13 protein-coding genes are annotated in these 25,786 nt (G+C 35.9%); 3 read left to right on the top strand and 10 right to left on the bottom strand.

Features of this window, described 5'->3' with window-relative positions:
* Nucleotides 1–42: 42 nt before the first annotated feature.
* The 5 genes from WC644_07495 to WC644_07475 form a co-directional block, all read right to left on the bottom strand.
* Nucleotides 43–3,021 (bottom strand): T9SS type A sorting domain-containing protein, encoded by a 2,979-nt coding sequence (locus WC644_07495; protein MFA5011787.1) that lies wholly within the window; start codon nucleotides 3,019–3,021, stop codon nucleotides 43–45.
* Between the two features lie 149 nt (nucleotides 3,022–3,170).
* Nucleotides 3,171–5,408, bottom strand: coding sequence for a LamG-like jellyroll fold domain-containing protein (locus WC644_07490; protein ID MFA5011786.1), 2,238 nt, complete (start codon nucleotides 5,406–5,408; stop codon nucleotides 3,171–3,173).
* Between the two features lie 322 nt (nucleotides 5,409–5,730).
* Nucleotides 5,731–8,181, bottom strand: coding sequence for a YCF48-related protein (locus WC644_07485; GenBank protein MFA5011785.1), 2,451 nt, complete (start codon nucleotides 8,179–8,181; stop codon nucleotides 5,731–5,733).
* A 474-nt stretch (nucleotides 8,182–8,655) separates the two neighbouring features.
* A complete protein-coding gene (locus WC644_07480) occupies nucleotides 8,656–11,517 on the bottom strand; it encodes a PD-(D/E)XK nuclease family protein (GenBank protein MFA5011784.1) in 2,862 nt (953 codons plus the stop codon).
* Entirely contained in the window at nucleotides 11,510–14,704 is a 3,195-nt protein-coding gene (locus WC644_07475) for a UvrD-helicase domain-containing protein (GenBank protein ID MFA5011783.1), read from the bottom strand. Before WC644_07475 ends, WC644_07480 begins: the two co-directional genes overlap by 8 nt.
* 148 nt (nucleotides 14,705–14,852) lie before the next feature.
* Here WC644_07475 and WC644_07470 point away from each other — a divergent pair, with 148 nt between their 5' ends.
* A complete protein-coding gene (locus WC644_07470) occupies nucleotides 14,853–16,448 on the top strand; it encodes a hypothetical protein (GenBank protein MFA5011782.1) in 1,596 nt (531 codons plus the stop codon).
* 137 nt (nucleotides 16,449–16,585) lie between these two features.
* Here WC644_07470 and WC644_07465 read toward each other — a convergent pair whose 3' ends face one another.
* Nucleotides 16,586–17,143 (bottom strand): hypothetical protein, encoded by a 558-nt coding sequence (locus tag WC644_07465; protein MFA5011781.1) that lies wholly within the window; start codon nucleotides 17,141–17,143, stop codon nucleotides 16,586–16,588.
* 407 nt (nucleotides 17,144–17,550) lie between these two features.
* Here WC644_07465 and WC644_07460 point away from each other — a divergent pair, with 407 nt between their 5' ends.
* On the top strand, nucleotides 17,551–20,424 hold the full coding sequence (locus tag WC644_07460; protein ID MFA5011780.1) for an ATP-binding protein: 2,874 nt from the start codon (nucleotides 17,551–17,553) through the stop codon (nucleotides 20,422–20,424).
* 170 nt (nucleotides 20,425–20,594) lie between these two features.
* Here the strand turns inward: WC644_07460 and WC644_07455 are convergent, their stop codons facing one another.
* From WC644_07455 to WC644_07440, 4 genes are all read right to left on the bottom strand, one after another.
* On the bottom strand, nucleotides 20,595–21,833 hold the full coding sequence (locus tag WC644_07455) for a T9SS type A sorting domain-containing protein (GenBank protein ID MFA5011779.1): 1,239 nt from the start codon (nucleotides 21,831–21,833) through the stop codon (nucleotides 20,595–20,597).
* Between the two features lie 190 nt (nucleotides 21,834–22,023).
* Nucleotides 22,024–23,067, bottom strand: a complete 1,044-nt coding sequence (locus WC644_07450) for an NAD(P)-dependent alcohol dehydrogenase (GenBank protein ID MFA5011778.1) — start codon at nucleotides 23,065–23,067, stop codon at nucleotides 22,024–22,026.
* Between the two features lie 229 nt (nucleotides 23,068–23,296).
* Nucleotides 23,297–24,175, bottom strand: a complete 879-nt coding sequence (locus tag WC644_07445; protein ID MFA5011777.1) for a pirin family protein — start codon at nucleotides 24,173–24,175, stop codon at nucleotides 23,297–23,299.
* A complete protein-coding gene (locus tag WC644_07440) occupies nucleotides 24,144–25,058 on the bottom strand; it encodes a pirin family protein (protein ID MFA5011776.1) in 915 nt (304 codons plus the stop codon). Before WC644_07440 ends, WC644_07445 begins: the two co-directional genes overlap by 32 nt.
* Nucleotides 25,059–25,157: 99 nt before the next feature.
* Here WC644_07440 and WC644_07435 point away from each other — a divergent pair, with 99 nt between their 5' ends.
* Entirely contained in the window at nucleotides 25,158–25,736 is a 579-nt protein-coding gene (locus WC644_07435) for a hypothetical protein (GenBank protein MFA5011775.1), read from the top strand.
* Nucleotides 25,737–25,786: the final 50 nt, after the last annotated feature.

Here is a 25,786-nt window from a genome sequence, read left to right as displayed (position 1 = left end):
GCATTGCTGACCGCCTTTATATAATTCATTCTTTAAAATTTTTTATTTGAGCATTATCATCTTGCGGGTTTGTGTAAAGTCTTCTGCTGAAAGCTTATAAAAAAAGATGCCGCTTGTATTGCCCGCTGCATTAAACTGCACTGTATAGAAATCTGCTTTTCTTAATTCATTATTAATAAGACGAATGATTTCCCTGCCGGTGATGTCGTATATTATTAATGATACTCTTGAATCAACGGGAATAGCAAAATCTATTTTGGTTGTCGGATTAAATGGATTAGGATAGTTTTGACTAAGCTCAAACTTTCGCGGAATTCCAATTTCAATTTCACTATTAAGGTTGAAATATTCGAAATTACCATTATAGTCTATCTGTTTCAATCTGTAACTAAATTTACCAGTAGAAAGATTTTTGTCTTCGTAAGAATAATACCTTTCTGTATTTGTTGTTCCGTTACCATTTACAAAACCAATTTTCGACCAGCTGCCGTCTATTGATTTTCTTTCCACCTCAAAACCGGAATTGTTTGATTCCTGAGACGTAATCCAATTTAGTTTTACATCACGATTTGTTACAGAAGAAGTAAATGACTGCAATGCTACAGGTAATGGTACATCAATACTAAGTTCATAAATTCCTCTGCCGTGTGTAGCAGCCCTCAGATAACGTGTTCCACCGTTGCTGAAATAACTGAAATCAAGTACCGGTACCATAGGAAATCCGTTTGTGAGCTTAATCCAATTCGCACCTGAGTTAGACGACCAATAGACACCAAAATCGTTGCCGACATATAGGTGGTTAGTATTTGCAGGGTCAACGAATAAATCGCTAACAGTTATCGCCGGAAGGTCTGAGCTTATATCAGTCCAGTTCGTTCCAAAATTTGTAGTTCTTAAAACTTGCCCTGTTGTATAGGAAGCCCGAGTAAGATAAAAAGTGTTTTCATCTGTCGGATGTGCGACTGCTCCATGTATCATGGTGCCTGAGAATCCTGAACCTGTAACGTTTGATGTAATATCTGTCCAGCTGCCAATACCTTCATTGGTTGATTTATAAATACTGGGTGATGTTGTAAAATAACTTGCAACAGCTAACATATTATTAGTATTAACGGATGAATGTGCAACGGAAGTCAGTCTGTTTGTAGTTATTGAAGTTGCAATAAAAGACCAAGTTCCTGCATTACCATTGGAAGTTGAACGGATAATTCCTCTTCCATATGCAGCATATATTGCATTTTGAACAGTCGGATGCTGCCAATAAGGAGCCGTCCAGGCAGTAGTACCACTGCTTGAGCCAACTACGTTATTCCAAGTAGCACCTGCATCTGTACTCTTGTTCAAAGAACCGTACTGTGTGCTCATGAAAACATTGTTAGTGTTTGAATAATCCACAAAACACTCCATACCATCTCCGCTGGTTTCAAATGCCCAGCTTGTAGCTCCTTTATCAGTTGTGCTGAAATTGCCGTTATCCTGAGCACCTCCGTATAGAATGTTCGCATTAGTAGGATGCGAAGCAATGCGGTAAAACTGAATTGTGTTTACGCCATTATTTAAATGCGTAAATGTCGAGCCCGAATTTGATGAACGATAAATTCCTCCGTCACAACATACATAAATGATGTTTGCATCTGATGGAGCGTACATTATTTTATGAATATCTACGTGTGTATAGCAATCCCATGCACCGGCACCGGCACTGTATCCGGCAGGGTTTCTTACAAAAGAAATGTTTGAACCATCCGTTGTTTTACATATTTCAACATTCCCAAAGAAAACATTATTTGAATTAGTAGGACTTATAGAAAGGCAAAGGTCGTAACTGCCCTGGTCGCTTACATTTGTACCATCATAAGAGCCTGCAATGTTAACACCCGTAGAAATCTGAGACCAACTAGCACCAGCATCGGTTGATTTGTATGCACATGTTGTTCTGGTTGCCGAAATGGCTGTATTATGATATACAAGGCAGTACATTATTGAAGGATTAGATTTTGAAATCTCAAATTGAAGTCTTCCTCTGGATGTATTTGCCGGCAATCCTGTATTGCTTTGAGACCAGTTTACACCTGCATTAGTTGATACCATAAATCCGCCGGAAGCTTCTGTATTACCTATAACAGAATAAGCCAGATTTCCGTCTGTCGGATGAAAAGCAACATCAAATGCACCTGTTAGATTTATTACCCTTGTCCATGTAACGCCTGCATCAGAACTTCTCCATACTCCCTGATTCGACACACCCGGATTATTATAGTTTCCCGTTCCGATAGAAGCTAATATCACATTAGAGTTAGATGGTGATACCTGAATGTCGGAGAATTGAGTCTGTGATCCAAAGCCATTAATTATTCTAGTCCAATTATTTCCGCCATTTGTGGATTTATACAATCCGTCTCCTTCAAATGTTACAGTATTAAATAGCCAGCGGGTTTCACCCGTTCCCGCATAAATTATTTCTGTGTTCGAAGGGTCAATAGCTATCGCTCCGAATGTGAGAAGATTCAGGTCGCCGCTTTTATCTGTCCATGATGCACCGCCGTCAGTTGTTTTCCAAATACCGCCTGCAGCGGCTCCTATGTAAATGATGTTGGGATTTGTGGGATGTATATCCATTCCTCTAACTCTTCCGCTTACGTTACCCCAGTAAGGAATGAAACTGCTTGTCATATCAATGGCTAAAGGACCGATATTGGTCCACTGATCGCTCATAGGACCATCGTTTTCAATAATGTAATTTTGTATTTTCTGCAATTCTGTTGCTTTCTGACGATCAATATGCTCTTTAGGAAAGTCTCCATTTTCATCGAGTCGTGACCTGTAAAACCACTCATATCTTCTAAAGGAATTTCTGTTTCTAATAGCATCAGGAACTTTGTCCCATGCTGAAATGAATGGTGCATTAGAAGGACTTTGAAAAATCCTCTGTTTTGGGTCAGTATCAAGATTTACCTGAGAAAAGGTGTCAAAAGCAAAGAAGAACAATGAAATTAAGAGAAAGAATCTATAATTTTTCATGCTAATATACTAAAAGTAGTTTTTAATTTATCATAAATAATCGAACAATTTAACAAGATTAAAAATTCAAGGAAAAAGGAAGAAAATGATTTATAAAAAAGACGGCCATTGCTGGCCGCCTCTTTTGTATTATTGTTTTATATTAATTTTTATTTTACAAGCATCATTCGTTTTACTTCGGTGAATTCGCTTGTCTGTATTTTGTAGAAATAAACACCACTTGAGAGCTGTGAGCCGTTGAAATCAACCGTGTAGGAACCAGCTGATTTAACTTCATTTACAAGAGTTTTTACTTCTTTTCCGAGCATGTCATATACTTTTAATGTAACAAGTCCCTGCTTTGGTACTGCAAAGTTAATCTTAGTCATCGGGTTAAACGGATTCGGATAGTTTTGGCTTAAAGAGTAATTCTTTGGAGTTTCGGTTCCTGTTTGAGTAATACCGACATAACCACCATTCATTGTTGTATAGTAAAGCGGTGCACCGGTACCTGCAGTTCCAACTTCTCCAACTACAACACCTATGCTCGATTGTCTTAAAGAAACGCCATAGAAGTGCCTGTTCTCACCGTTCAGCTGATCAACGAATGTAAAGCCCCAATCGCTGGCAGTCATAATTTTTCCGTTATCTCCGCAAACGGTGACTTTCTGATCGTACGCATCGATTGAACGCAAATGTTCGATTGTCAGATACTGAACATTGGCAGTCCAGGTTTTACCCCAGTTTGTTGAACGAAGTATGGTTCCGTTATTACCACAAATCATTGCTTCGTTAGGATTAAGGAATACAACGTCGTTAAGATAATCATAACGATTTGAATTTCTTGCTACCCAGTTTAGACCGTTATTTGTCGTATTCCATACTTTACCGTCAGTACCAGCTATAATGCCTCTTCCGTCAAAATTGAACTGCGGAGAATATGCGATTGAATGCATCGTAAACGGAATATCAAATCTCTGATTGAATGTAGCCCCGTTGTTGTTAGTTTCAAAGAACGTCCCGGCATAACCAACAAATGATACATGACCGAATGCTCCTGGTTTTACAGCGATTCCACGAATTGTATGGTCCGGTGTGCTGAACGGTCTTACGACTGTCCAAGTGCTTCCATAATCAAAAGACCTAATGATGACTCCGCCCATACCTGCAGCCCATACAACGCCGGGCTGGTTTTGGTCGAACTGAACGTCATTCATCCAGATGTTTATGTTTGAATAAGTTAATGTCCATTCTTCGCCTGCATCGGTAGTTTTTATAACAGTTCCACCTTGTCCTACTGCAACACCAATATGGTCGAATGGAGCCGGAGCAAAATCAACTCCAAACAAAGAATACGGAACGCCGGTCTGATAGAGAGACCAAGGTGGTGTTGTCATTGTACCAAAACTCCATGTATCGGATGCATAGCTCCATCCGAAATTATCACCAGCATAAACTCTCCAATAATATGTAGTGTTAAATGCCAATGGTGCAGGAGGAGTATAGTTTGATACTGCTATGTCATTTTTATTTATTAATAAATTCGAAAAATCAGGTAAGTTTGAAACCTGAAGATGATACTTTGTTGCAAAAGGAATGTCTGACCAGTCAAAATTCGGTGAGGTAGAAACACCGAACGCACCGTTTAACGGAGAAATTAAAGTCGGTGCTGCAAAAGTACTTTGATGTAAAACATCAATTTCATAAGGAGTTAATGCACGATTCCAAACCCCGATATCATCAAGATTACCTTCAAAAGTATGATAACCCCAGCCGCCGTCAAAACCGATGGTTCCGAAATTCAGACTAAATGCATCATTTCCAATAGGACCAATAGGCTGAGTTCTTGCTAATGTTCCATTAACATAATATTTCACTTCAGCAGCTGTTTTGACTACTACGATATTATTCCATGTTGTATATGCAGGCATAGTAAAATTGTTCGTTGCACCCGTTACAATCCACGGTTCTGTTCCGTCTGAAATCCAACCACCCATAATACCGGGTGAAAAATCATGATTATAATTCAGTAACGCTATTGCATGAGGATTTGAATTAAAAACGGTTTGTCTTATTTTGCCTGTATTAGTTGTCTGCATCCAGACACTGATTGAATAATCAGAACCATTTAAAAGATTAACAGGTAAATTTAATCCTCTAACGTTAAAGTTATCTATACCATCAATATTGTAAGCTGAATTAGCATAGCCATATCTGTCATTCGTTAGCGTGATACCATTATACAATGTTCCATTATTTCCGTTACCGCTAATATCATTCGGATTGCCGTTAAACGGATACCAACCAACGAGACCACTTGCCGGTACGTATGACGGGACCTGGGCTTCGGTCAATGACGCGATGCCCATAATCGCAATTAATGCGAGTAGTAAGATTTTCGATTTCATAGCTTTTCCCCTTTATGAATTAAAATAATAATAAATTTATTCTTTTAATTCCCCCTATACCTGTTAACTGTTTCTGGAGGGATTGAAGTTCCCTAACTTGTGCATTCTTCTTTTAACAGGTTTGACAAAATAGGAATAATATTCATTAATGTCAATAATGAATTAAATAATTTTTATTTCAATTATTTGGTAGAATGGGATGAGTTCCGATAATGAGAATCGGGATGCACCGAACGCACAGGAAGAGTAAGTAAATTGTAAAGAAGAAATCAAAAAGGCGGTCAAAGCCGACCGCCTTTTGATTAAAATATTGAGAACAACTTTATTTAACGAGCATCATTCGTTTTACATCAACGAAATCGTTTGCCTGAATTCTGTAGAAGTACACACCGCTTGAAAGTTTTGACCCATTAAAATCAACTGTATATTTTCCGGCTGATTTAACTTCGTTAACGAGTGTTTCTATTTCTTTACCGAGGAGGTCGTAAACCTTAATCGTTACGAGTCCCTGTTTAGGCAAGGAAAAATTAATCTTAGTTGTCGGGTTGAACGGGTTCGGATAATTCTGACTGACAGAATAATCCTGTGGAATCTCACTTCCTGTTTGTGTGATACCGACATAACCGCCATTCATAGCAGTGAAATACAATGCGCCGTTTGCAGCTGAACCAATTTCGCCAACCACTACTCCAACGGATCCAGACCTCAATGCAACACCGTATAAATGTCTGTTTTCGCCGTTAAGCTGGTCAGTAAAAGAATTACCGTAATCATTTGAGGTCATGATTTTTCCATTGTCACCGCAAACCGTTACCTGCACACTATAAGCATCAATTGAACGGAGATGTTCGCTTGTTAAATACTGAATATTAACGGACCAGCTATTTCCATTATTTGTTGTTCTAAGTATCGTGCCGTTATTTCCACAAATCATAGCTGATGACCAATCTTCAAGATAAACGACATCATTAAGATAATCATAACGGTTTGTGTTTCTTGCTGTCCAGTTTACACCATAATTTGTTGTATTCCAGACTTTACCATCAGTACCGCATATAATTCCTTTACCACTTGTTGAATAATTATTGGGATATGCAATTGAATGCATAGTAAACGGTATATCATATCTTTGTGTAAAAGATTGACCATAATTACTGGTTTCAAAGAATGTACCTGCATAACCAACAAAAGATACACTTCCGGATTGACCGGGTTTTACAGCAATTCCGCGAATTGTGTGGTCGGGGGAACTGAATGGTCTAACTTCGGTCCATGTATCACCGTTGTTAGTTGACCTTATGATAACACCTCCCATTCCTGCTGCCCAAACTACTCCATCATAATTCGGGTCGAATTGAACATCGTTCATCCAGATATTAACATTAGAATATGTCAGAGTCCATTCCTGACCATGGTCTGTTGTTTTAATAACTGTACCACCCTGCCCGACAGCAACACCAATTTCTGTATTGGTTCTTGAAAAATCAACCCCAAATAAAGAATATGGAACGCCGGTTTGATACAAAGTCCATAATGGATAAATCATAGTTTTAAAAGTCCATGCAGCCGAAGGTCCGCTCCATCCATTCTCATTATATGAAAATACTCTCCAATAATAATTTGAATTATAATTTAACGTTTGATTTGGTAAAACTGTATAATGCGAAGTAAATGTTATTTGATCGAGAATAATATTAGTAAATGTCGCATCCGTAGCAATCTGTATTTCATATTTAGTAGCATAAGCAGCATTGTACCAATCCAATGTAGGTGTTGTTGAATTGCTAATTGAGTTGTTTACAGGTGCTAATAAAGTCGGAGCAAATACCGGTTCAACATACTTGTAAATACCAGCAGATGTTGTTACGACAACGGTTGGTCCATCGTTGTACAAATAATGTAAGCTTCCATTAATGCCATTATTCTGCTGAGACCAGGTTAAACCGTTATCGCTGCTTCTGAATAAACCGATTCCTGTGATTCCTACCCACCAGATTCCATTATCAAGAATCAGAGCATCATTAAAGTATGGCCAAGGTGTTCCGGAAATTAATATTGTAGAATAATAATTCCAATTTACGCCGTTATTAGTTGAAACATAAATTTCACCGTTATTTCTAATGACATACACACTACTGCCATAGTGCTTTATTATAATAGCTGAACCAGAGAATGGTTGTCCTGTAACTTCTGTCCATGTATTTGCATGATCATTTGAATAATATACGTTGCCATGAATTTGATCAGGAAAAGCTAATGTATAAAGTTGATTCGTTTCGGGTACCAATTCATAATCAACAATATGATTCTGACCTATAAAGGTCCATGCGACACCCCCGTCAGTACTTTTATAAACTCCAGGCGTTCCTGTTTGAGCAGTACCAGCATAAAGTATATTTGATGCATCCTCAGTCATATCCATGAGAAAACCGTAGGCCGCTGGAAATCCTGCCACAGAATTCCATGTTAACCCGTTATTTGGTGTATAATAAAGACCGTTGCCTGTACCTATAAAAACCTTACCCGTATGGTCTTTAAAGAATCCGGGAGTAACCATAGCAGGAATTACACCGGGTGTTATATTCCATGTATTTAAATCAGTAGATTGATAGACTGGAGAAAATGTAGATGAATTAGCGAGATATTTACCGTCAGATGTTTTCACAATTTTATAGAACTCGCCTGCTGAAGAAACCTGAGTCCATGTAATCTGGCTGAATGATGATACCGCAAAACTTAAAACAAGAAATACGGTTAATAGTAATCTTTTCATAATAGTTTTTTTAATTTAATTAATAAAAATAAACTTTTAAAACTGATATAAATAACGAACCTTTTGAGTCTGAATTTGGGAATAACAATGCGCTAACAGCATATTCGGATATCGAATGAATAACAGCTGAGGTTGAATTTACGTTAATTTTATAATTACCAGTAAACATAATCTCCCTGATTTTGTTTTAATACAAATTACTTTATACTGATAATACCGATAATTTCCTGATAAATGAGATATTAATATTTGATATCACTGTGTTAGATATTCCCTTTTAGATATTCCCTCTTGAAAGCTATCCCTAACGAAGTAAAATAGATATATTGAATATAAATGTCAAGAAAATTTTTTAGCATAAAATTTCAAAAATAAGCTAAAAATGATGTTTTCATACCCTAATATTAACTAAAATGAATTTTTGTATAATAATATTAAAATTCTGCCTATTCTTAATTTTATGATAACAAATAATTACAAGCGTCTGCATAAGGTTTTGAAATCGCAGTATTTGCAGTTATCAAGATTTTCTGTCTGTGTGAATGGTTTTTCAACATTGAAAACATCCTCGAGAAGATATACCAGAACTGATTCGAATCGTTTCATATCGGAATCAGTAAACGGAATTGCACTGATTGTCTTAATATTCTCTCTCGGATTTTTTAAGGCATACAGACCTGCGTTATATTTTTTATCGGGTTTCTCCATCCACAACATATAGGCATAAAGCATCGTCTGCAGGTTTGCTTTATATTTTGTGCTTGCAGGAAATTCTTCCCAGTACTTTTCATAGTTTTTTGCAGACAAAGTCACTATGTAATCATTTCCTGTTTTATAATCTATAACAGTAGTAATGTTGCTCTCTTCATCAATCCTGTCTATTATGCCGCCAATACTGATTTCCCGCTCTTTTCCGTTTACGTTAAACTTAATTGATGTGTACATTTCATTTTCGAGAGCTTTTACCGTGAAGGGATTTCGGTTTCTTTCCTGTTGCAGCAGACGAATAGCGAGTCTTTGAATTATTGATTTGTAAAGCAAGTTTCTGCCTTTTGCGGAGAAATTTACATTAGAAAGTTTTTTGTCAGATTTTAAGAATGTTTCAAAAACATCATCATAGTTTTTATTAACGTTATCAATGATAGTATTTATAATATCGTCCGAAATGACTTTATCGATATAGGGTTCGTATAGTTTCTGCATAATGCCGTGAAAAACCGTACCGAACACAGCGGGACTGAAAACTTCTTCCACATCGTCATCTTCTTTCAGGTTAAGTACTTTCCTTAAGTAAAACTGCAATCCGCAGTTAATGTAATCGGCAAGGTAGGTTGGGGACATTCTTTTAATACGACTCAGCATAAATTCATTCAGCTCGGGTGTCTTCGTAATTACAATCCTGTTATCTTTTATTTCGTTCGCTTCAGGACTTACAATTACGTGACCGTACTTTATATTCTTGTTTACGTGCAGAAGTTCTTTCTCTATTTGCTGAATATATCTGCTCATTTCTTTAACATCATTACCTGCTTCTGAATTGTAGAAAAGATACAAGTTCTTTGCTTTCTGAACCAGGCTCCAGAAATAGTAAGCATTTACTGAATCGCTTTCCTCATAAGTCGGCATACCAAAACTTTTGCGAAGTGAATAAGGAATGTAACTTAACATCTGATTTGTAGTGGGCATTGAATCCTCATTCATATACAGTATAAAAACATTTTCAAATGAAAGGTTTCTTGATTCAAGAAGACCCATCACCTGAAGTCCTTTAAGCGGTTCGCCTGTGAAAACAACTCCCGTTGAGTTTAATATCTGCTTCAGCATATTCCAAAATGTAAACTGATTAAGCCGAACATCTCCGGCAGTCAAGGCATCTGCAAGACGGTTCAGCTGAGTGGAAAAACAGTAAAGATATTCAAGCTGAAAAACTTTGTAATCACCGTCTGAATCGGTGCTTTCTTCAATTCTGATTGCAAGGGAATTAATGATACCGTTCAGGTTGTTAATTAATTCGTTTACATCAGGACCAGAGGTAAATATCTGAGTCAAAATAATTTTAATGCTTTTATTACCGAGAGTGTTCAGGAATTCCTTGAAAACATCAATATATGCTATATTCTCCTCTCTTACTTTTCTGATAAATGCGAAAATATCTTTTGCAGAGGCAAACTTAATGTATGGATGCAATAATAAATTAATAACATCCTTGTAGTAAAACTTAGGTTTTTCATCCTCAAATATTTTTCCAGAGTGAAGCTTGTTTATAATGCTAATGAGATTGTACAAAGGGGTTGACTTCAGAGGCAATCCCATCGTAACGTTTAAATTACCAGAGTTTGCTGGTATAGAATAAAGAACCGGTAAAAGACCGGAAGCATCGGGTATAACGACAAGTGTATTTTCCGGGGATACCTTACGACCTTTGATTTCCTGTTCAAGCTTACTGCCGAATGCTTTTACCATACCTGAATTCAGCGGCGAGCCTACTACTTCAATTTGTTTTGTTCCAGAAGTTAGCGAGTCATCCGACAGGATTATTTCTCCGCCGATCTGTTCATGAAATTTTCTGATGAATGAACCCGATTCCTGTTTTATATCGTCGAGATAATAATTATCAGCATCCCAGAAAATTACTGATTTATCCTTTTCCTTAAGTGAACTAATAATTTTAAGCTCACATTTATTAAGAGAATTGAAACCAGCAAAATAAACTTTAACATATTTATCGAATGATGAAGAATTACCGATATTCTCTGCGATTTCCCTCGCAGCAAGCCCTTCATAAGCAAGTCCATCTTTTGTAAGGTCATTTCTGAAACCGGAATAGATTTCGAATAGACTATTCCAGATATCAAGAAATTTTTTTGCGTATTCATTGTCTGACCTTAAATTAATAAGACTTCCCCAGAAATTTTTTGCGTATTCGTTTAATTCGGTTTGAAACCTGTGTTCAATCTCTTTTTCATCTTTAAGCTTTCTGAAAAGAAGCTCTGCGTTTACAAGATACCTGTCAACCTCATCAAAATCTTTCAGCAGCATTTCACCCCATGAATAGAATTCATCGAATGGTTCTTCGATGAAATGCTTTGAGTACGATTTATATAACTTCATTATAAGCGTCAGCTTATCCGCAAGCTCAAGTTTTGAAAATGATACTACAAATTCGTTTATGCTCATTACTGCGGGCGACCAAACAGGTTTATCAAGCAATGCTGAAAGTTCTTTACGGAAATACACTCCTGCCCTACGGGAAGGGAACACAACAAGAACGCTACCAAGATTTCCACTGTGTGCTGCAAATATTTTTGCTGCAACCGATGCGATAAAATTATTCATTCATTCCTCCGTTAAGGTCTTTCACTTTAATTTTTATTTCGTTCGCTTTGTCGGTGATATACAGCAGATATTTATGAACTTTTTTATAACCCATTTCAGACAGAATTTCAGCATATTCGTCCAGTTGTGAGCTGTGTTTTTGTTCTTCGCGTCCGGTTTTGTAATCTACTATAACGGTGCAGTCGTTTTTCATCATTACCCTATCGGGACGCAGAATCCGGTTATCGGTAGTAAGTATCTCAGACTCAGATTTAACGCTATAGCTACCGTCGAACCAATCACGTGTTTCTTCCGATTCTGTTGTTTTGGTCAGCAGAGTTTTAAACTTCTCCTTTTCTGCTGAACTGATTATGCCTTCCATTAATCCCTTAATGAGCGCAGAATCAATATCGTGCTTGGTAGTTATGTATGAGAGAAGTTTATGGACAACTACTCCATTATCAGTCTTTAATCGAAACCTCTCATTTCCGATCACTTTTAGCTTTCGATATGAAGGTCTTATGAACAGTTTTTTAAAATATGGTGACGAGTTAATACTTTCAAGTTTTATAAATTCCTTTCTTATCTTATTCTTACTTTTTCCATTATCTTCATCCTTGAAAATTGTCCTTTCCCCGAGAATAAGTTTGTTATTCTTGACTTCAAAATCTGATTCAATGGAAGATTTTATTGAATCGGCAATAGATGATACAGATTTGACGGGCACGTTCAAATACAGCCTGTCAGTTGGACGGGTCATACTTACGTAGAGAAGGTTGATGTTATCGAGCCTGACCAGTTTAGATTCTTCAAGGTAATCTTTTTCGAAATATGTGGACTTCGCCTCTTTCACTGCTTTCACATAATAAGCAGATGCTTTATTAAATGGTGCCTCGGAGGTTGAAGCCCAGATTTTATCTTTGTTACCGTCTATTTCTATACTCCAGTTTGCATAAGGAATGATTACTATTCTGCTTTCGAGTCCTTTTGATTTATGAATGGTCATTACTCTTACAGAATTCATATTGTCAGGAACGCTTATAGAAAGTTTATGTTTATTGTCTTCCCAATAATCAAGGAATGAATATATGTCAGATTCTTTTTCCTGAGCAAACCTGTTCACCTCCTCCAAAAATTTTACTATGTAAGGATCAGCATCGTTATTGAGTTCAAAAATACTAATTATATGTTCGACAAGTTCATAAACGGTAAGGTTGTAAAGAACGGGAAGATGTTTAGGTTTTTCATCATCTTTAAAGAATTCATCGGGCATGATTTCAACAAAAATCTTTCCGTTTAATTCGATTGAATCATTTAAAATATCCGAATTCGAATAATTCAGATTTTTAATCTGGTTATAATTATAAAGCATTTCTGTTCTTGATAGCTTATTACGACTGTCGTTCAGATATTTAAGTGTACTTACGATAAAATTTATTTTTGCTGAAGATATTAATAGAAGAGACTGTTCCGAGACAACACTATAACCTGCTTTCGCGATAGATTCAGAGATTTCTCTGCCATCTTTTGTTTTGCGTACAAGAACCAGTACGTCACCAAGACTATAGTTATCTTTTAAAATTTCATTAATAATTTCAGTAACTCGCTTTTCTGACTGTTCATTCGCGCTTATACCTGTCTCTTTATCTTCTTCATAGAAATTTACCTCTACGTAACCGTCAGTTTTTTCTCCGCTTATTAGTTGTTTCGTTGAATTTTCCTCGTATGACTGAATCATGTATTCGTTCGAAGAATCGTCAAGATTTGCAAACCTGTTTTTAAGAGTCAAGAAAAACCTGTTGTTAAAATCAACGATTTGTTTATGAGAACGCCAGTTTGTTTTTAGTGATTCCTCACTAATCATTGAACTGAAAGCGTGCAGGTCCCTTTTAACACCGTACAGGAGAAGACGCATATCTCCATTACGCCATCTATAGATTGATTGTTTTACGTCGCCGACAATGAGTGAATTATTGTTTTCGCTGAGTGAGTTGATAATAAGAGGTTTTAAATTGTCCCATTGAAACCGAGAAGTATCCTGAAATTCATCGAGCATAAAATAATTTAGTTTTATGCCAAGCTTTTCGTATATAAACGGTGAAATATCATCGCTAATCAACAACCTTAGGAAACTGTTAATATCTGTTGATAAAATTGTTCTGTTTTTCTTCCTGTAAGAATTAAGGAACCTTAAGAGATCGCCGAGAATACCAATGTTGTATATAGTTTTGAAGATTATATTTGCTGTGTTGTAAGATCTCGCTTGCGTACTGATCAGATGGATGATTTCAGAATAAAAACGTATGACATCATTTTCGATTTTTGCATTATTTTTAAAGAAACTTTTTCCTTCGTTGAAATATTTTGTGAGAGTTTTATACGGTTCAGCAGGTCCTTTTTGAAGCTTTTCGCAATAAGCAAGGATACCTGACTTTGAACCGCCAGCAAGGTCGGCGTGGGTTAATCCTTCCTGATTTATTAATTCGATTATACTATGGGATTTTAATTTAAGATTATTTTCATACGAGAATTTGACTTGCCTAATATCATTAACGAGTTCAAGTACCTTATTCTTATCATCATAAACATCTTCCGTACTGTTAAGTTTACGAAGCCAGAAGTTTTCACTTACAATTTGTTTACCAAACTCTTTTATGTCTTTATCGATGTTCCATGTCTTTTCATCATCAAGACGGGAATCCAGATATTCTGATAAATATTTAGTGAGCAAATAATCAGTATCGATGCTGTCGAGCATAGAGGATGTAATTTCATCAAGAACCATATCGGTATCGAGTTCAAGATTAAAACCAACAGGCAGACCAAGTTCTTTTGCGAAAGCTTTAATAATTCTAACGCAGAAACTGTCAATTGTACTAATGTTGAAGCTAGAATAATCATGCAGAATACCGCTTAGAACCTGTGCAGCAGTTTTTGAAATATCAAAAGTTTTGCTGTACCATCCGCGTTGTTTCAAGGTTGATATGATATCCTGAGCAAGCTTTTCATCATTACCTTCTGACAGTTTCACAAGATAGTCGATGATACGGGTTTTCATTTCCTCTGTAGCTTTATTCGTGAATGTGACAGCGAGAATATGCTTATAGTTACCAGGATTTTTGAAAGCAAGGATAAGGTATTCCTGTACGAGTGTACGTGTTTTACCTGAACCTGCTGATGCTTGATATATGTATAAATTCTTCATCATTAGATTTAAACTTATACAAAGATATAAAATTTAGAAATGCAAATATTCTCATTTGATGAGAATTTTTAAGGGGACACGACAAAGAAATTTTAAGTATAAGAATAATTATATTCCTTTTTTCTTCACCTATAGTTAGTGATATTTGTTAATGAACAAGTCATTGAAATATTATGTACTGCTTCCGCTTCTTGCGATATCTGCAATAGTCCTGACGGTATTTGTCGGATACAGGATATACAACCTGAATTCGTTCAGAGTTTACCTTATATCACCAGATAAAAGTATCCTTGTTTCGACTGAATTCGCAACCACAATATTAATTAAAGGGAAAATGACGCCTGAGGTAGTAGAAATATTTGTTGACGGGAGGCTATACGAAAGAAGAATGTTCAGCAGTTTGAATTACACGGAAATTGGAAATATTAAAATTGCAAACATAAAAATTGATCCGCTATATTTATCCAACGGAAATCATAATTTTACAGTACTACTTAAAGGAGGATATTTAGTCAAGGACAGTAAGGTCTCCGCAAACTTCATGTATGAAAGGATGAACAACTTTTCTTACGTTGCTGAAGAGCAGAAGACCAAGTCCGTAAAGAACTTTTTTAAAAATGATGCTGCTAACCTTATTTCAGCTTTAAACAATGCCCGTGAGTATTACATTAACAGCGACTGGAGGAAATCAGATAAATATACCGCTGTTAAAGAGAATGTTTTTAAGAGCTTAATTGATTCGGTGATATTAAGAAAGACGGCGATTCTAATAAAACTATTAGAGAATTCATCGGAGCTTGATTCCATATATAACGCAACAAACTCATTGAACCTTGAGCTGTATAACAAAGGATATCCTTTTACAACATTAATGTTTGAATATAGGTACAAGAACGGTAATGCAAAATCGCTTCTGATGTCATATGAGATTACAGATTCCGTGATTCTTGAAAGGGAAAACATTCGTTCAATCGTACATATTATAAATAGAATTGACGGACTAAACCTGAGGGAGCAGTTTCTTGGAATAAAGCTTCCGAATTCCCCGTTCGCATTCATACTTGCAGAAAGCCTGGATTACGTGATTGAAAGGTATTTGCGTTTGTTTGATAATGATGAGCAGTATGCGCAAAAAGAAATAGGATTGATGGTCAGCGGATTTGTCCAAGACAACAATGACAGAAAATTCATACTCGGCAAAATACAAGAAGAAAGCCGGAAGTATGTTATTAACAAGACATTCACGGAACTCGTGAAGAAATCGAATGCTTATCATGAGATAAGACATTTAAACGACTACAAGCTGGCACAAAGAATCGGTAAATCAGTACCGGAAGTACTTTTATACTTTTACAATAATATAGGCGGAGAGGATTTTTTCTCTTTAGACAGTACATTCAAAACAGAAAAGGATATATGTGAAATATTACTGAAAATTAATCCTGAGTTTTCTGCTTATCTGTATGAATTAGTTAATTCAGACGGATTAAGGAGACTAATATTAGTTACACTGTTTGAGAAGATAGTAAATGCGAATAAAGACGATACCTCACATCAATGGGCAGCAAAACTGATTTTGTACAAGTTAGCACAGATGAACGGATTCACAGAAAAGGACTTAATAGCTTTGCCAATAGAAGGGAATGAGCAGAACTGGTTTTCGCTCTTAAAGAAACTTCTTGAAGTTCCTTATGAAAAGATTGAGACTGATGCAGCAACATTGCTGATGGAGGAATTCGGAGGGTAGTGTCTTTCTGCCCGTTTAAACGGGCATTGTGACACGATATATTAAATCTTCTATTACCTCTTCCCCAGCAAAATGAAGATTGAAAATACACGGATACAGGAAGATAATGTACACTGAGTTCTCCTTCGATTTTTAAACTAATTTTTCATGAATCTATCTAGCGCATTGTAAAAGATCTCAGAACCTCTTTTAAATCCTTTTTCGAAATCGGACTTGTCTGCAAACTTTTGAGATAGCATTTTACCGTATGCAATATGCTCTTCTTCGTTCATGTGCTCATCGAAGTATTTAGTCTTCGACTCCTCGAAGTTGTAATGTTTCAGTAACCCTTCTTTCTTTGTTTTAGCGACTTCGGGCTGCTGAATTTCGAAAGAATGTATTGCACCGAGCAATTCCGACGGGTTCATTTCTGAAAGTTCTTTAATAATATCGTTCATTGATGGATAATTATCGCTAGGCGGTTTAATTCTGAAATCATTCCACAAAGAAATATGCTCTGTTTCTTCGGCAATAATCTTAGTGGATTCTTTCGATACAGCGTTCAGTCCTACGACAGCCTTTAACCAGAGATTTGGAATTTCCCGGATGAACTCAAAATATGTGTACGAATACTCAGCTATTTGTTCCCGCGTAATTTCTCCTTTCGCCCACAACTGATAGAACGGGTGGTCAAGTAGTTTTTTGTTAAGTCTCATAGTTTCTCCTTTCATCGCATAATATGAATAAAATATTATTAATGTTCAAGAAATAAAATTCTTTTAAATAATTTATCCTTCGAAGAATTAAACCGAGGATGTCGATTTTGTCACAAGCAATCAGAGGATGTCTATAAGGCTAATTAGAGACTAATTAGAGACTAATTAGAGACTAATTAAGTTTAGGCTAAAAACAACGTATATTTTTTTATTAGTGACATTTTTGACACATACTAATACTGGAAAAATGCAAGATGTAATGCATAATTTTGCAGTTGCATTTAATACTTATTAGAACTAATATTGAAATAATCATTACAAATTATTTTATATGTTTGTATAGATTTTTATCCCCAGAATATACACTATTGAGGACATAAAGTGAATATTAGTTTAAAACATATAAGATGAAGACTAATAATAAAATTAGGATACTATTTCTTTCCGTCATCTTGGTATTAGTGTTATTTCTTATCGGGTATTTATACATCCGCAACAGAGAAATAAGCATCTACATGCAATCAAAACATCTCAGTGATGAAAAAATCGTTGAAAAAGTACTTGACTTAAAAGCCGCAAGTTTCCTGAAACCTACAATTGATAATTCAGCCTGGGATGATATGTTTAAGTTTATTAAAACAAAAGATACAGTCTGGGCAAAAGAAAACTTCAATGCTATTCTTGAGACTTTTAATATGAATTTTTTAAGCGTTTACGATGTATCCGGCAGAAACATTTTTGCTGAAACCGATACAGTATCTAATTATCTGAGAATAAGCGAAAATGAAATATTGGAGTGGTTTAAAAACGATAAAACATTTCACACTTTTCTCAGACAGGATGAATCGATATATGAAATATTTGCAGCGGTTGTAGTTCCAACGTATGATATTTATTATACAACAAAAGAAGTCGGATATTTATTATCTGCAAAAAAATGGGATTCCGAGTACATTAATGAGGTCAGCAAAATAACCGGCTTCGAACTGGAGATAAATCTTTCAGAGCAAAAATCGCACCCACCATTTAACGATAATAAAGAGATTATATACAGACAATTGAAAGATTATCAGGACAAATTTTTAGCAGAATTAATATTCTCGACACAAATTGAATTTCAGTCCGAGTTAAGTAATATAAAGAAACTATTATTCGTTGGTTTTGGAGTTTTAGTTATTACTATTTTATTCTTTGTGTATTTTACTAATAAGTGGTTAACTATACCACTTAAAAATATTGTCAAAAGTCTTGAAGAAGACGACTTAATATACGTTAGCAATTTATTGGATCAGAAAAACGAGTTTGGTGATGTTGCAAATCTCGTTAAGAAATTTAAAGAGCAGAAAGAAAATCTTATCAGGGAGGTGAATGAAAAAACCGAGGCTACCAAAAGATATAAAGCACTTCTTGAAGCACAACCAGACCTAATGTTTATATTTGATAAAGACGGAACTTTTCTGGAATATTACGCACCTGATGTTAGTATTTTTATTGATAAAACAGAGAATATTATTGGGAGTAATATTAAAGATTACTTAGAGACACCAGCGTCAAATAATTTTATAGAAATATTAAGAAAGGTTTCTTCAAATCAAATAGTTGAACCGTTTGAATATGACATTAATTTACCAAACGGAAAGCTTTCTTTTGAAACCAGGTTCGTATCATTAGGTGAAAGCAGAATACTATCCATAGTTAGGAATGTAACAGAGCGGAAGATTTCAGAAGAGGCATTAAAAAACGAAAAGCGATTAAGCGATGCTATAATAGAAACACTTCCGGGGGGCTTCTTTATGACCGATCTTGACGGTAATTATATAAGAAAAAATGAATTCAGTAAAAAAATGCGGTTTGTTAATATTAAATATGAACACGATGAAAATATTTTTCGTTATGTTTACAATGAAGATTTATTAAATGCTAAAAAATCAATTCAGGACGCTAAAGAATCGGGTCATTCTGAAATAGAACTGAGGTTCGAATTCCAAACCGGCATAATACAATGGTTTTATCTGTCAATTCAAAGATTAGATGTAGAGAATAATTCTTTTCTTATAGGTACGAGCCTAGAAACCACAAAAAGGAAGCAATCGGAACAGGAATTAATTAAAGCCAGAGATAAAGCTGAAGAATCCGAAAGACTAAAGACAAGTTTTTTGGCTAATATGAGTCATGAGTTACGTACTCCAATGGTAGGAATATTAGGATATTCAGATATGTTAAGAAGCGAACTCACTAAGGATGATCATTATACCATGGCAGACAGTATATTTAATAGCGGAAACCGGTTAATGGAGACATTGAATTTAATTTTAGATTTATCAAGAATAGAAGCAGGAAAATTAGAATTAAATAATAAAAGATTTAATATATGCGAAACAGTTAAGACAGCTGTTAATCTTTATAAAAAACTGGCAGAATCAAAGGGATTAAAAGTTCAAAGTGAAAATTGCGACAAATCAATCTCAGTTAACTTAGATGAAAGATTGGTTAGAGATATAATAAACAACATTATTAATAACGCGATAAAATATACAATAGAAGGTGGTGTTGTTGTTAAATTAAACGAGATATTAATCGAGAATAAACGGTATGTAGCCATAGTAACAAAGGATACCGGCATAGGGATACCAGCTGACAAACTTGACCTTATATTTGAAGAGTTCCGGCAGGTTAGCGAAGGACTAAACAGGGGTTTTGAAGGAACAGGACTTGGATTAAGCCTGACGAAAAAATTTGTTGAAAAGATGGGTGGTTTTATAACTGTAACAAGTGAATTAGAAAAGGGGTCAGTATTTACAGTAACACTGCCGACTAACTTGGATGCTGATTTTAAAGAAGAGATTATTAACCAGGAACTTGAAATTTCACAAGATTTGAAAAGCACCACAGTTAAAAAAGAGATAGTCTCGGAAAATGAAAGGAAAAGAATATTGGCTGTCGATAATGATGATACTACATTAATGCTGATTGATACTTTTCTGAGTGGTTATTATGTTCTTGATAAAGCGAAAAATGGCGAGGGTGCAATTAATCTGGCAAATTTGAATAAGTACGATTTGATCTTGATGGATATAAATTTAGGAAATGATGATGGATTATATGTGACGAAAAAAATCAGGGAAATAAAAGGATATAAAAATGTTCCTGTAGTAGCTTTAACGGCATACGCTATGGTCGGAGACAGGGAAAAATTTATTAAAGGTGGAGTAAATGATTATATTTCAAAACCATTTTTAAAAATTGATTTATTGAATCTTATAAAGAAATTATTGCAATAATAAGAAAACAGATATTTCAATCTTTATTATTCATATCGGTAAATACACCTCAACAGATGTTTATATCAAAATATCTGTTTTACAGCTTATCTTTAACACTAAAGCAACAGATTCTCATTAAAGGGTCATCCAACAAATATATTCTTTAGCGAAATATATTGTTAATATAATTATCTCACGAGTAACATTTTCCTCGTTGATACAAAATCTCCAATAGTAATTTTATAAAAATAAACTCCGCTTGTTAATTCAGAACCATCGAATGATTTTTCATACGTCCCGGGCTGTAATCTTTCATTCACGAGTGTACGGATTTCTCTGCCCATAATATCGAATATTTTTAGAGTAATGAACTCTGTTAGTGGTACGGAAAATTCTATTTTAGTAACCGGATTAAAAGGATTGGGAAAGTTTTGCTTTAACATAAAATTTCCCGGAATGCTTGTTGATACCGGGGTAATGGAGGTTAAAGTTGTATCGGTATAAATCCAAACGCCGCCTGTTGTTGATCCGGTTGTTGCGGCATACATTTTATTACCATGGCTGACGATTTGATTTCCGCTTGCCGTTATTCCAGTATTGGTAAATGATAGTCCATCGTTCGTAGATTTAAACACACCGCCATTGCCGTTTATATAAATGTTCCCCGTTAGGTCGAGTGAGCAACCCCTCATAGAGCCTGGCTGAGCAGAAACCGTTGACCAGTTATAACCACCGTTAGTGGACTTAGAAAATGGAGTACCGGTTGATGTGGTAATCATGTATAAATCATTTGGCGATTTTTGCATTACACCCCAGCAATTGCTGACGTTAAAAGGTCCAGAGAAAGTAAATCCAGAGTTAGTGGAGAGAAAAAAACCTGTTAACCCTGTAGTTGAAGATGCACCGGCGTAAATAATATTTGAATTGTATCTGTCAACAACCAAAGTCACGATAGTAATACCTTGTAAAGATGTATCGGGAAAAGTCGTACCAAAGTCAGTACTGCGATAAACACCGCCCGTGTTGCACCCTACAAGAACTACTCCATTTATACCGCAAACGACTGATTGAACATTTTTATTACCGAAAGTTGATACAGGGATGTTTACCCAGTTGTTTCCTCCGTCAGTGGATTTCATAACACCATTAGAAACGTTAGCGGCAAAAATATTTCCAAGAGAATCAACAGAAAGTCCTAGGAAATTTGAAGGGCTGCCTGATAAGAGAGTCAACCAGTTCTGTCCTTCGTTAGTAGTTTTATAAATTTCTTTAACAGTACCTGAAGACCCTCCATAAATATTTCCATATCTATCCTTGGTCATAGCCCACATAGGAATACCGTTTAATGTTTGTGTCCATGTCTGAGAAAGAGATATCTCAGAAAAAAGAACTAAGACAGTGATAATAATTAAGAATATTTTTTTCATAGTAAGTTTTGTTTAGTTTGTAATTAGTAAATATTAGATTATTCGCAGAATAAAAGCAATGAAAGAAAAATAAAACAAAAAAACCTTATGATTTAATATTTATTCGGACATTTTTAGGGATATTTATCGATTTAATGCTCATGAAATAAAAACTCCCTCTGAATACAAAGAGGGAGTAATTTAAAAAACATTATTTCAATGTTGCAATATCGATTACAAAGCGGTAACGTACGTCGCTTTTCAGCATTCTTTCATAAGCAGTGTTAATATCTTTTATGTCAATAAGTTCAATATCAGAAACAATATTATGTTCGGCGCAGAAATCGAGCATCTCCTGGGTTTCAGGAAGACCGCCGATTAATGAGCCGGCAAGACTTTTTCTTCCCATGATTAAGCTGAATGGAAATATTTGTGAGGGGGAAGCCGGAGCACCTACACAAATATGAATCCCGTTCGGACGGAGTAAATTCAGGTACTGATTGTAATTATGTTCGGCAGATACAGTATCGAGAATAAAATCAAAGTAGCCTGAAACTTCCTTCATTTGCTTCTCATCTTTTGTAACTACAAATTTATGAGCACCAAGTTTCAAGGCATCATCCTTCTTTGAGACTGAAGTGCTTAAGACTGTGACTTCAGCACCGAAGGCAACACCGAATTTAACGCCCATGTGACCGAGTCCGCCAAGTCCAAGCACTGCAAGTTTATGACCCTTACCGACTTTCCAGTATCTTAACGGTGAGTAAGTTGTAATACCAGCACAAAGAAGAGGTGCAACAGCAGGCAGGTTTAGTTTATCAGAAACACTGAGCACGAAATCTTCGTTAACAACCACGTTGTTTGAATATCCGCCGTAAGTGGGCGTTACTTTATCCTGCTCATAACCGTTATAAGTCATTGAACCACTTGGGCAGAACTGCTCGAGTCCATCTTTGCAGCTATCGCATGTACGGCATGAATCGACTAAACATCCGACTCCGACAAGGTCGCCCTCTTTATATTTTTTAACATGATTTCCGACTTTAGTAACTTTACCGACAATTTCATGCCCCGGTACCATGGGATAAATGGAGTTTCCCCATTCTCCTCTTACTTGATGCAGGTCTGAATGACATACACCGCAATAAAGAATTTCAATTTGTACATCGTGCGAGCCGACTTCGCGGCGCTCAAAATTCCAGGGTGCTAATCCTGATATTTCGTCTTGTGCAGCATATCCTTTTGATTTTAGCATAATTATTTTGATTTGGTATATTTTATAAAATTGTATTTACAACAAAAACTAATTACAGATGTTATTAGTTCATGGCGTATTTAGAATAAAAATGCTATTGAGATGTAGTCCCTACCTACACCAGTTAAACCTAAAGGGACTTCATTAATATTAAGAGTTAGTATTATAAATTGACCGTGAGAATATCGTCACTATAAGTATCAAATCTTTATGTCTTATTTGGTAATGTTTAATCCTCTAAGAAACCGAATTTACCGTTGTAGAAATCGTTAAATGCCTCCATGAGTTCATCACGGGTATTCATAACGAAAGGTCCCTGAGAAGCAATTGGTTCATTAATAGGTTCGCCGCTCATGACAAGCACAACAGAATCTGAAATTGCTTCGATAGTAAAGTCTTCACCAGTATTTTCAAACAAAACAAAGTTATCAGTTGGAGCGATTTCTGATTCGTTAACTTTAATTTCTCCATTTATAACAAGCAGACCTGTGTTGTATTCCGCAGGAAAGCTAAAATCAGACTTACCTTCTTTGTTTAATTTTGCATTCATAAGATTAACGGGAGTGAAAGTGAAAGCAGGACCTTTTGCATCTTTGTAAGAACCTGATATCACTTCAATGAAGCCTGCATTTTCGGGAAGCTGATGTTTTGCCATCATACTGTTTGTAATAGCCTGATATTTTGGTTCAGACATTTTATCTTTTGCAGGTAGGTTAACCCAGAGCTGTACCATTTGCATATTGCCGCCTTGCTTTGCCCAGTTTTTTTCGTGATATTCTTTATGCAAAATACCTGAAGCGGCGGTCATCCACTGAACATCGCCTTCTTCTATAACGCCGCCGGCGCCAGTGCTATCATGATGAGCTATCTTACCCTTGTATGCAATGGTTACGGTTTCAAATCCGCGGTGAGGATGCACCCCTACTCCGCGTGGTTTTTCTGCGGGCGGAAAATAAAATTCTGCGCCATAATCGAGAAGCAGGAACGGCGACATCCTCTGCATACTCAAATAACTCACTGCGGGGATAAAATTATGGACACGAAAACCATCGCCGACATAATGATGGGGTCTTGGTTTAATGACCTGCTGAACTTTTCTTAATGACATATAATTTAGCTTTAGGTTTAGGTAAAGGAATGAATTCTGTTTCACCGGAAATTTCAGTAAACTTCCGGGCTGACCACATCTCTTTAGCTTTTTCAATAAGCAATCTTTCGGATGATACAAAGTTCCAGTAAATGTATCTTTCTTCAGAAAATGGTAAGCCTCCAATTATATAAATAGTGCTTTCAGGTTCAAGTACGAATTCGAAATCGGATAAATCTTCAGGAACGATTAATTGTTTTGATTTATATTCAACGCCATCATGAATCAGACCACCTTCAAGGATATAAAAACCGGCTTCACCAAAAAGATTCCTGCAAATGTTTATAATAGATTTTGATTTAGTTTTTATTTCCAGAAAAAACATTTTGCTGTAAACAGGGACAGGAGATTCTTTCCCGAGTGCTTCACCAGCAATTAATCTGTATAATACATCGCTATCGAACCATTCGGGGATACTATCCTTTTCGATATGAATGAATTCGGGTTCCATTTGCTCTTTATCTTTAGGCAGAGCAATCCATATCTGCAGACCATGAAATTTTTTATGGGTGTTCCTTAGATAACCGGGGATTCTTTCAGAATGAACAATCCCTTTACCTGCGGTCATCCAGTTTACTTCACCGGGTTTAATTTCAACAGTATTACCGAGTGAATCACGATGCATTAGACTTCCTTCAAAAAGATATGTAAGAGTAGCGAGTCCGATATGAGGATGGGGACCGATATCTACATTTTCTTCAGGTTTCAAATCAGCAAGTCCCATATGGTCTATGAAAATAAAAGGCCCTACCATTCTTTTATTTCTGTAGGGAAGCATTCGTCCGACAGCAAAGTTTCCTATATCTGCCGGTCTTTCATCAATAATAACTTTTATGTTAGACATACTATTAAATAAAAGGTGTAATTAATTCATTATATTTTTTGATGAGTATATTATATAAATTACATTTTAAAAATGTAAAATAATGGGAAGGAAGAATAAATGATATTTAAAAATGTTTTATTATTTGGTGCAATTACACTGTTTATTGCATCAAGTTCATATACACAGACTAAGCAGAACTTTGCTAAAGAGAGCACATGGGAGTTAGGCGGTTCTGCAAGTTTTTCTTACATACAAACTGTATCGAACGGGAATACAGATAGTGATGGAATAAATACATTCAAACTTTATCCCTATGCTGGATATTTTGTCACTGACGGATTTGAGATTGGAATTATACCTGCTTTGGAAATAATAAGCTACGGAGGACGTTCAACTACCTATACATTTGCGATATATGCGGCACCTTCATACAACTTTAACACAAAATCATTGGCTTATCCCTATGTACAGGGAGCATTCGGATACAACAGCCTCTCATACGGAAGTAGTTCATCAAGCTATTCAGGGATTGCATGGGCGATAGAGGGCGGGGTAAAGATAAACATAGCAGGTAATAGTCTTCTGAAGTTAGGATTTGACTACGGTCAGAAAACGCTTAATAAAAGCGGAGAATCAAGCCGGAAAGGATATAATTCATTCAGTTTTGTAATAGGGTTTAATGCGTTCTTAAATTAAGAATATTAACTCGGATTTGAAACCAAAACACTAGGTTTAAAGAACAAAAG

It is taken from the genome of Ignavibacteria bacterium, assembly GCA_041649015.1.
GTDB lineage: Bacteria > Bacteroidota > Ignavibacteria > Tepidaquicellales > Tepidaquicellaceae > CAIKZJ01.
The sequence above is the reverse complement of the archived record's forward strand: the minus strand, read 5'-3'. Positions and strand labels throughout refer to the sequence as shown.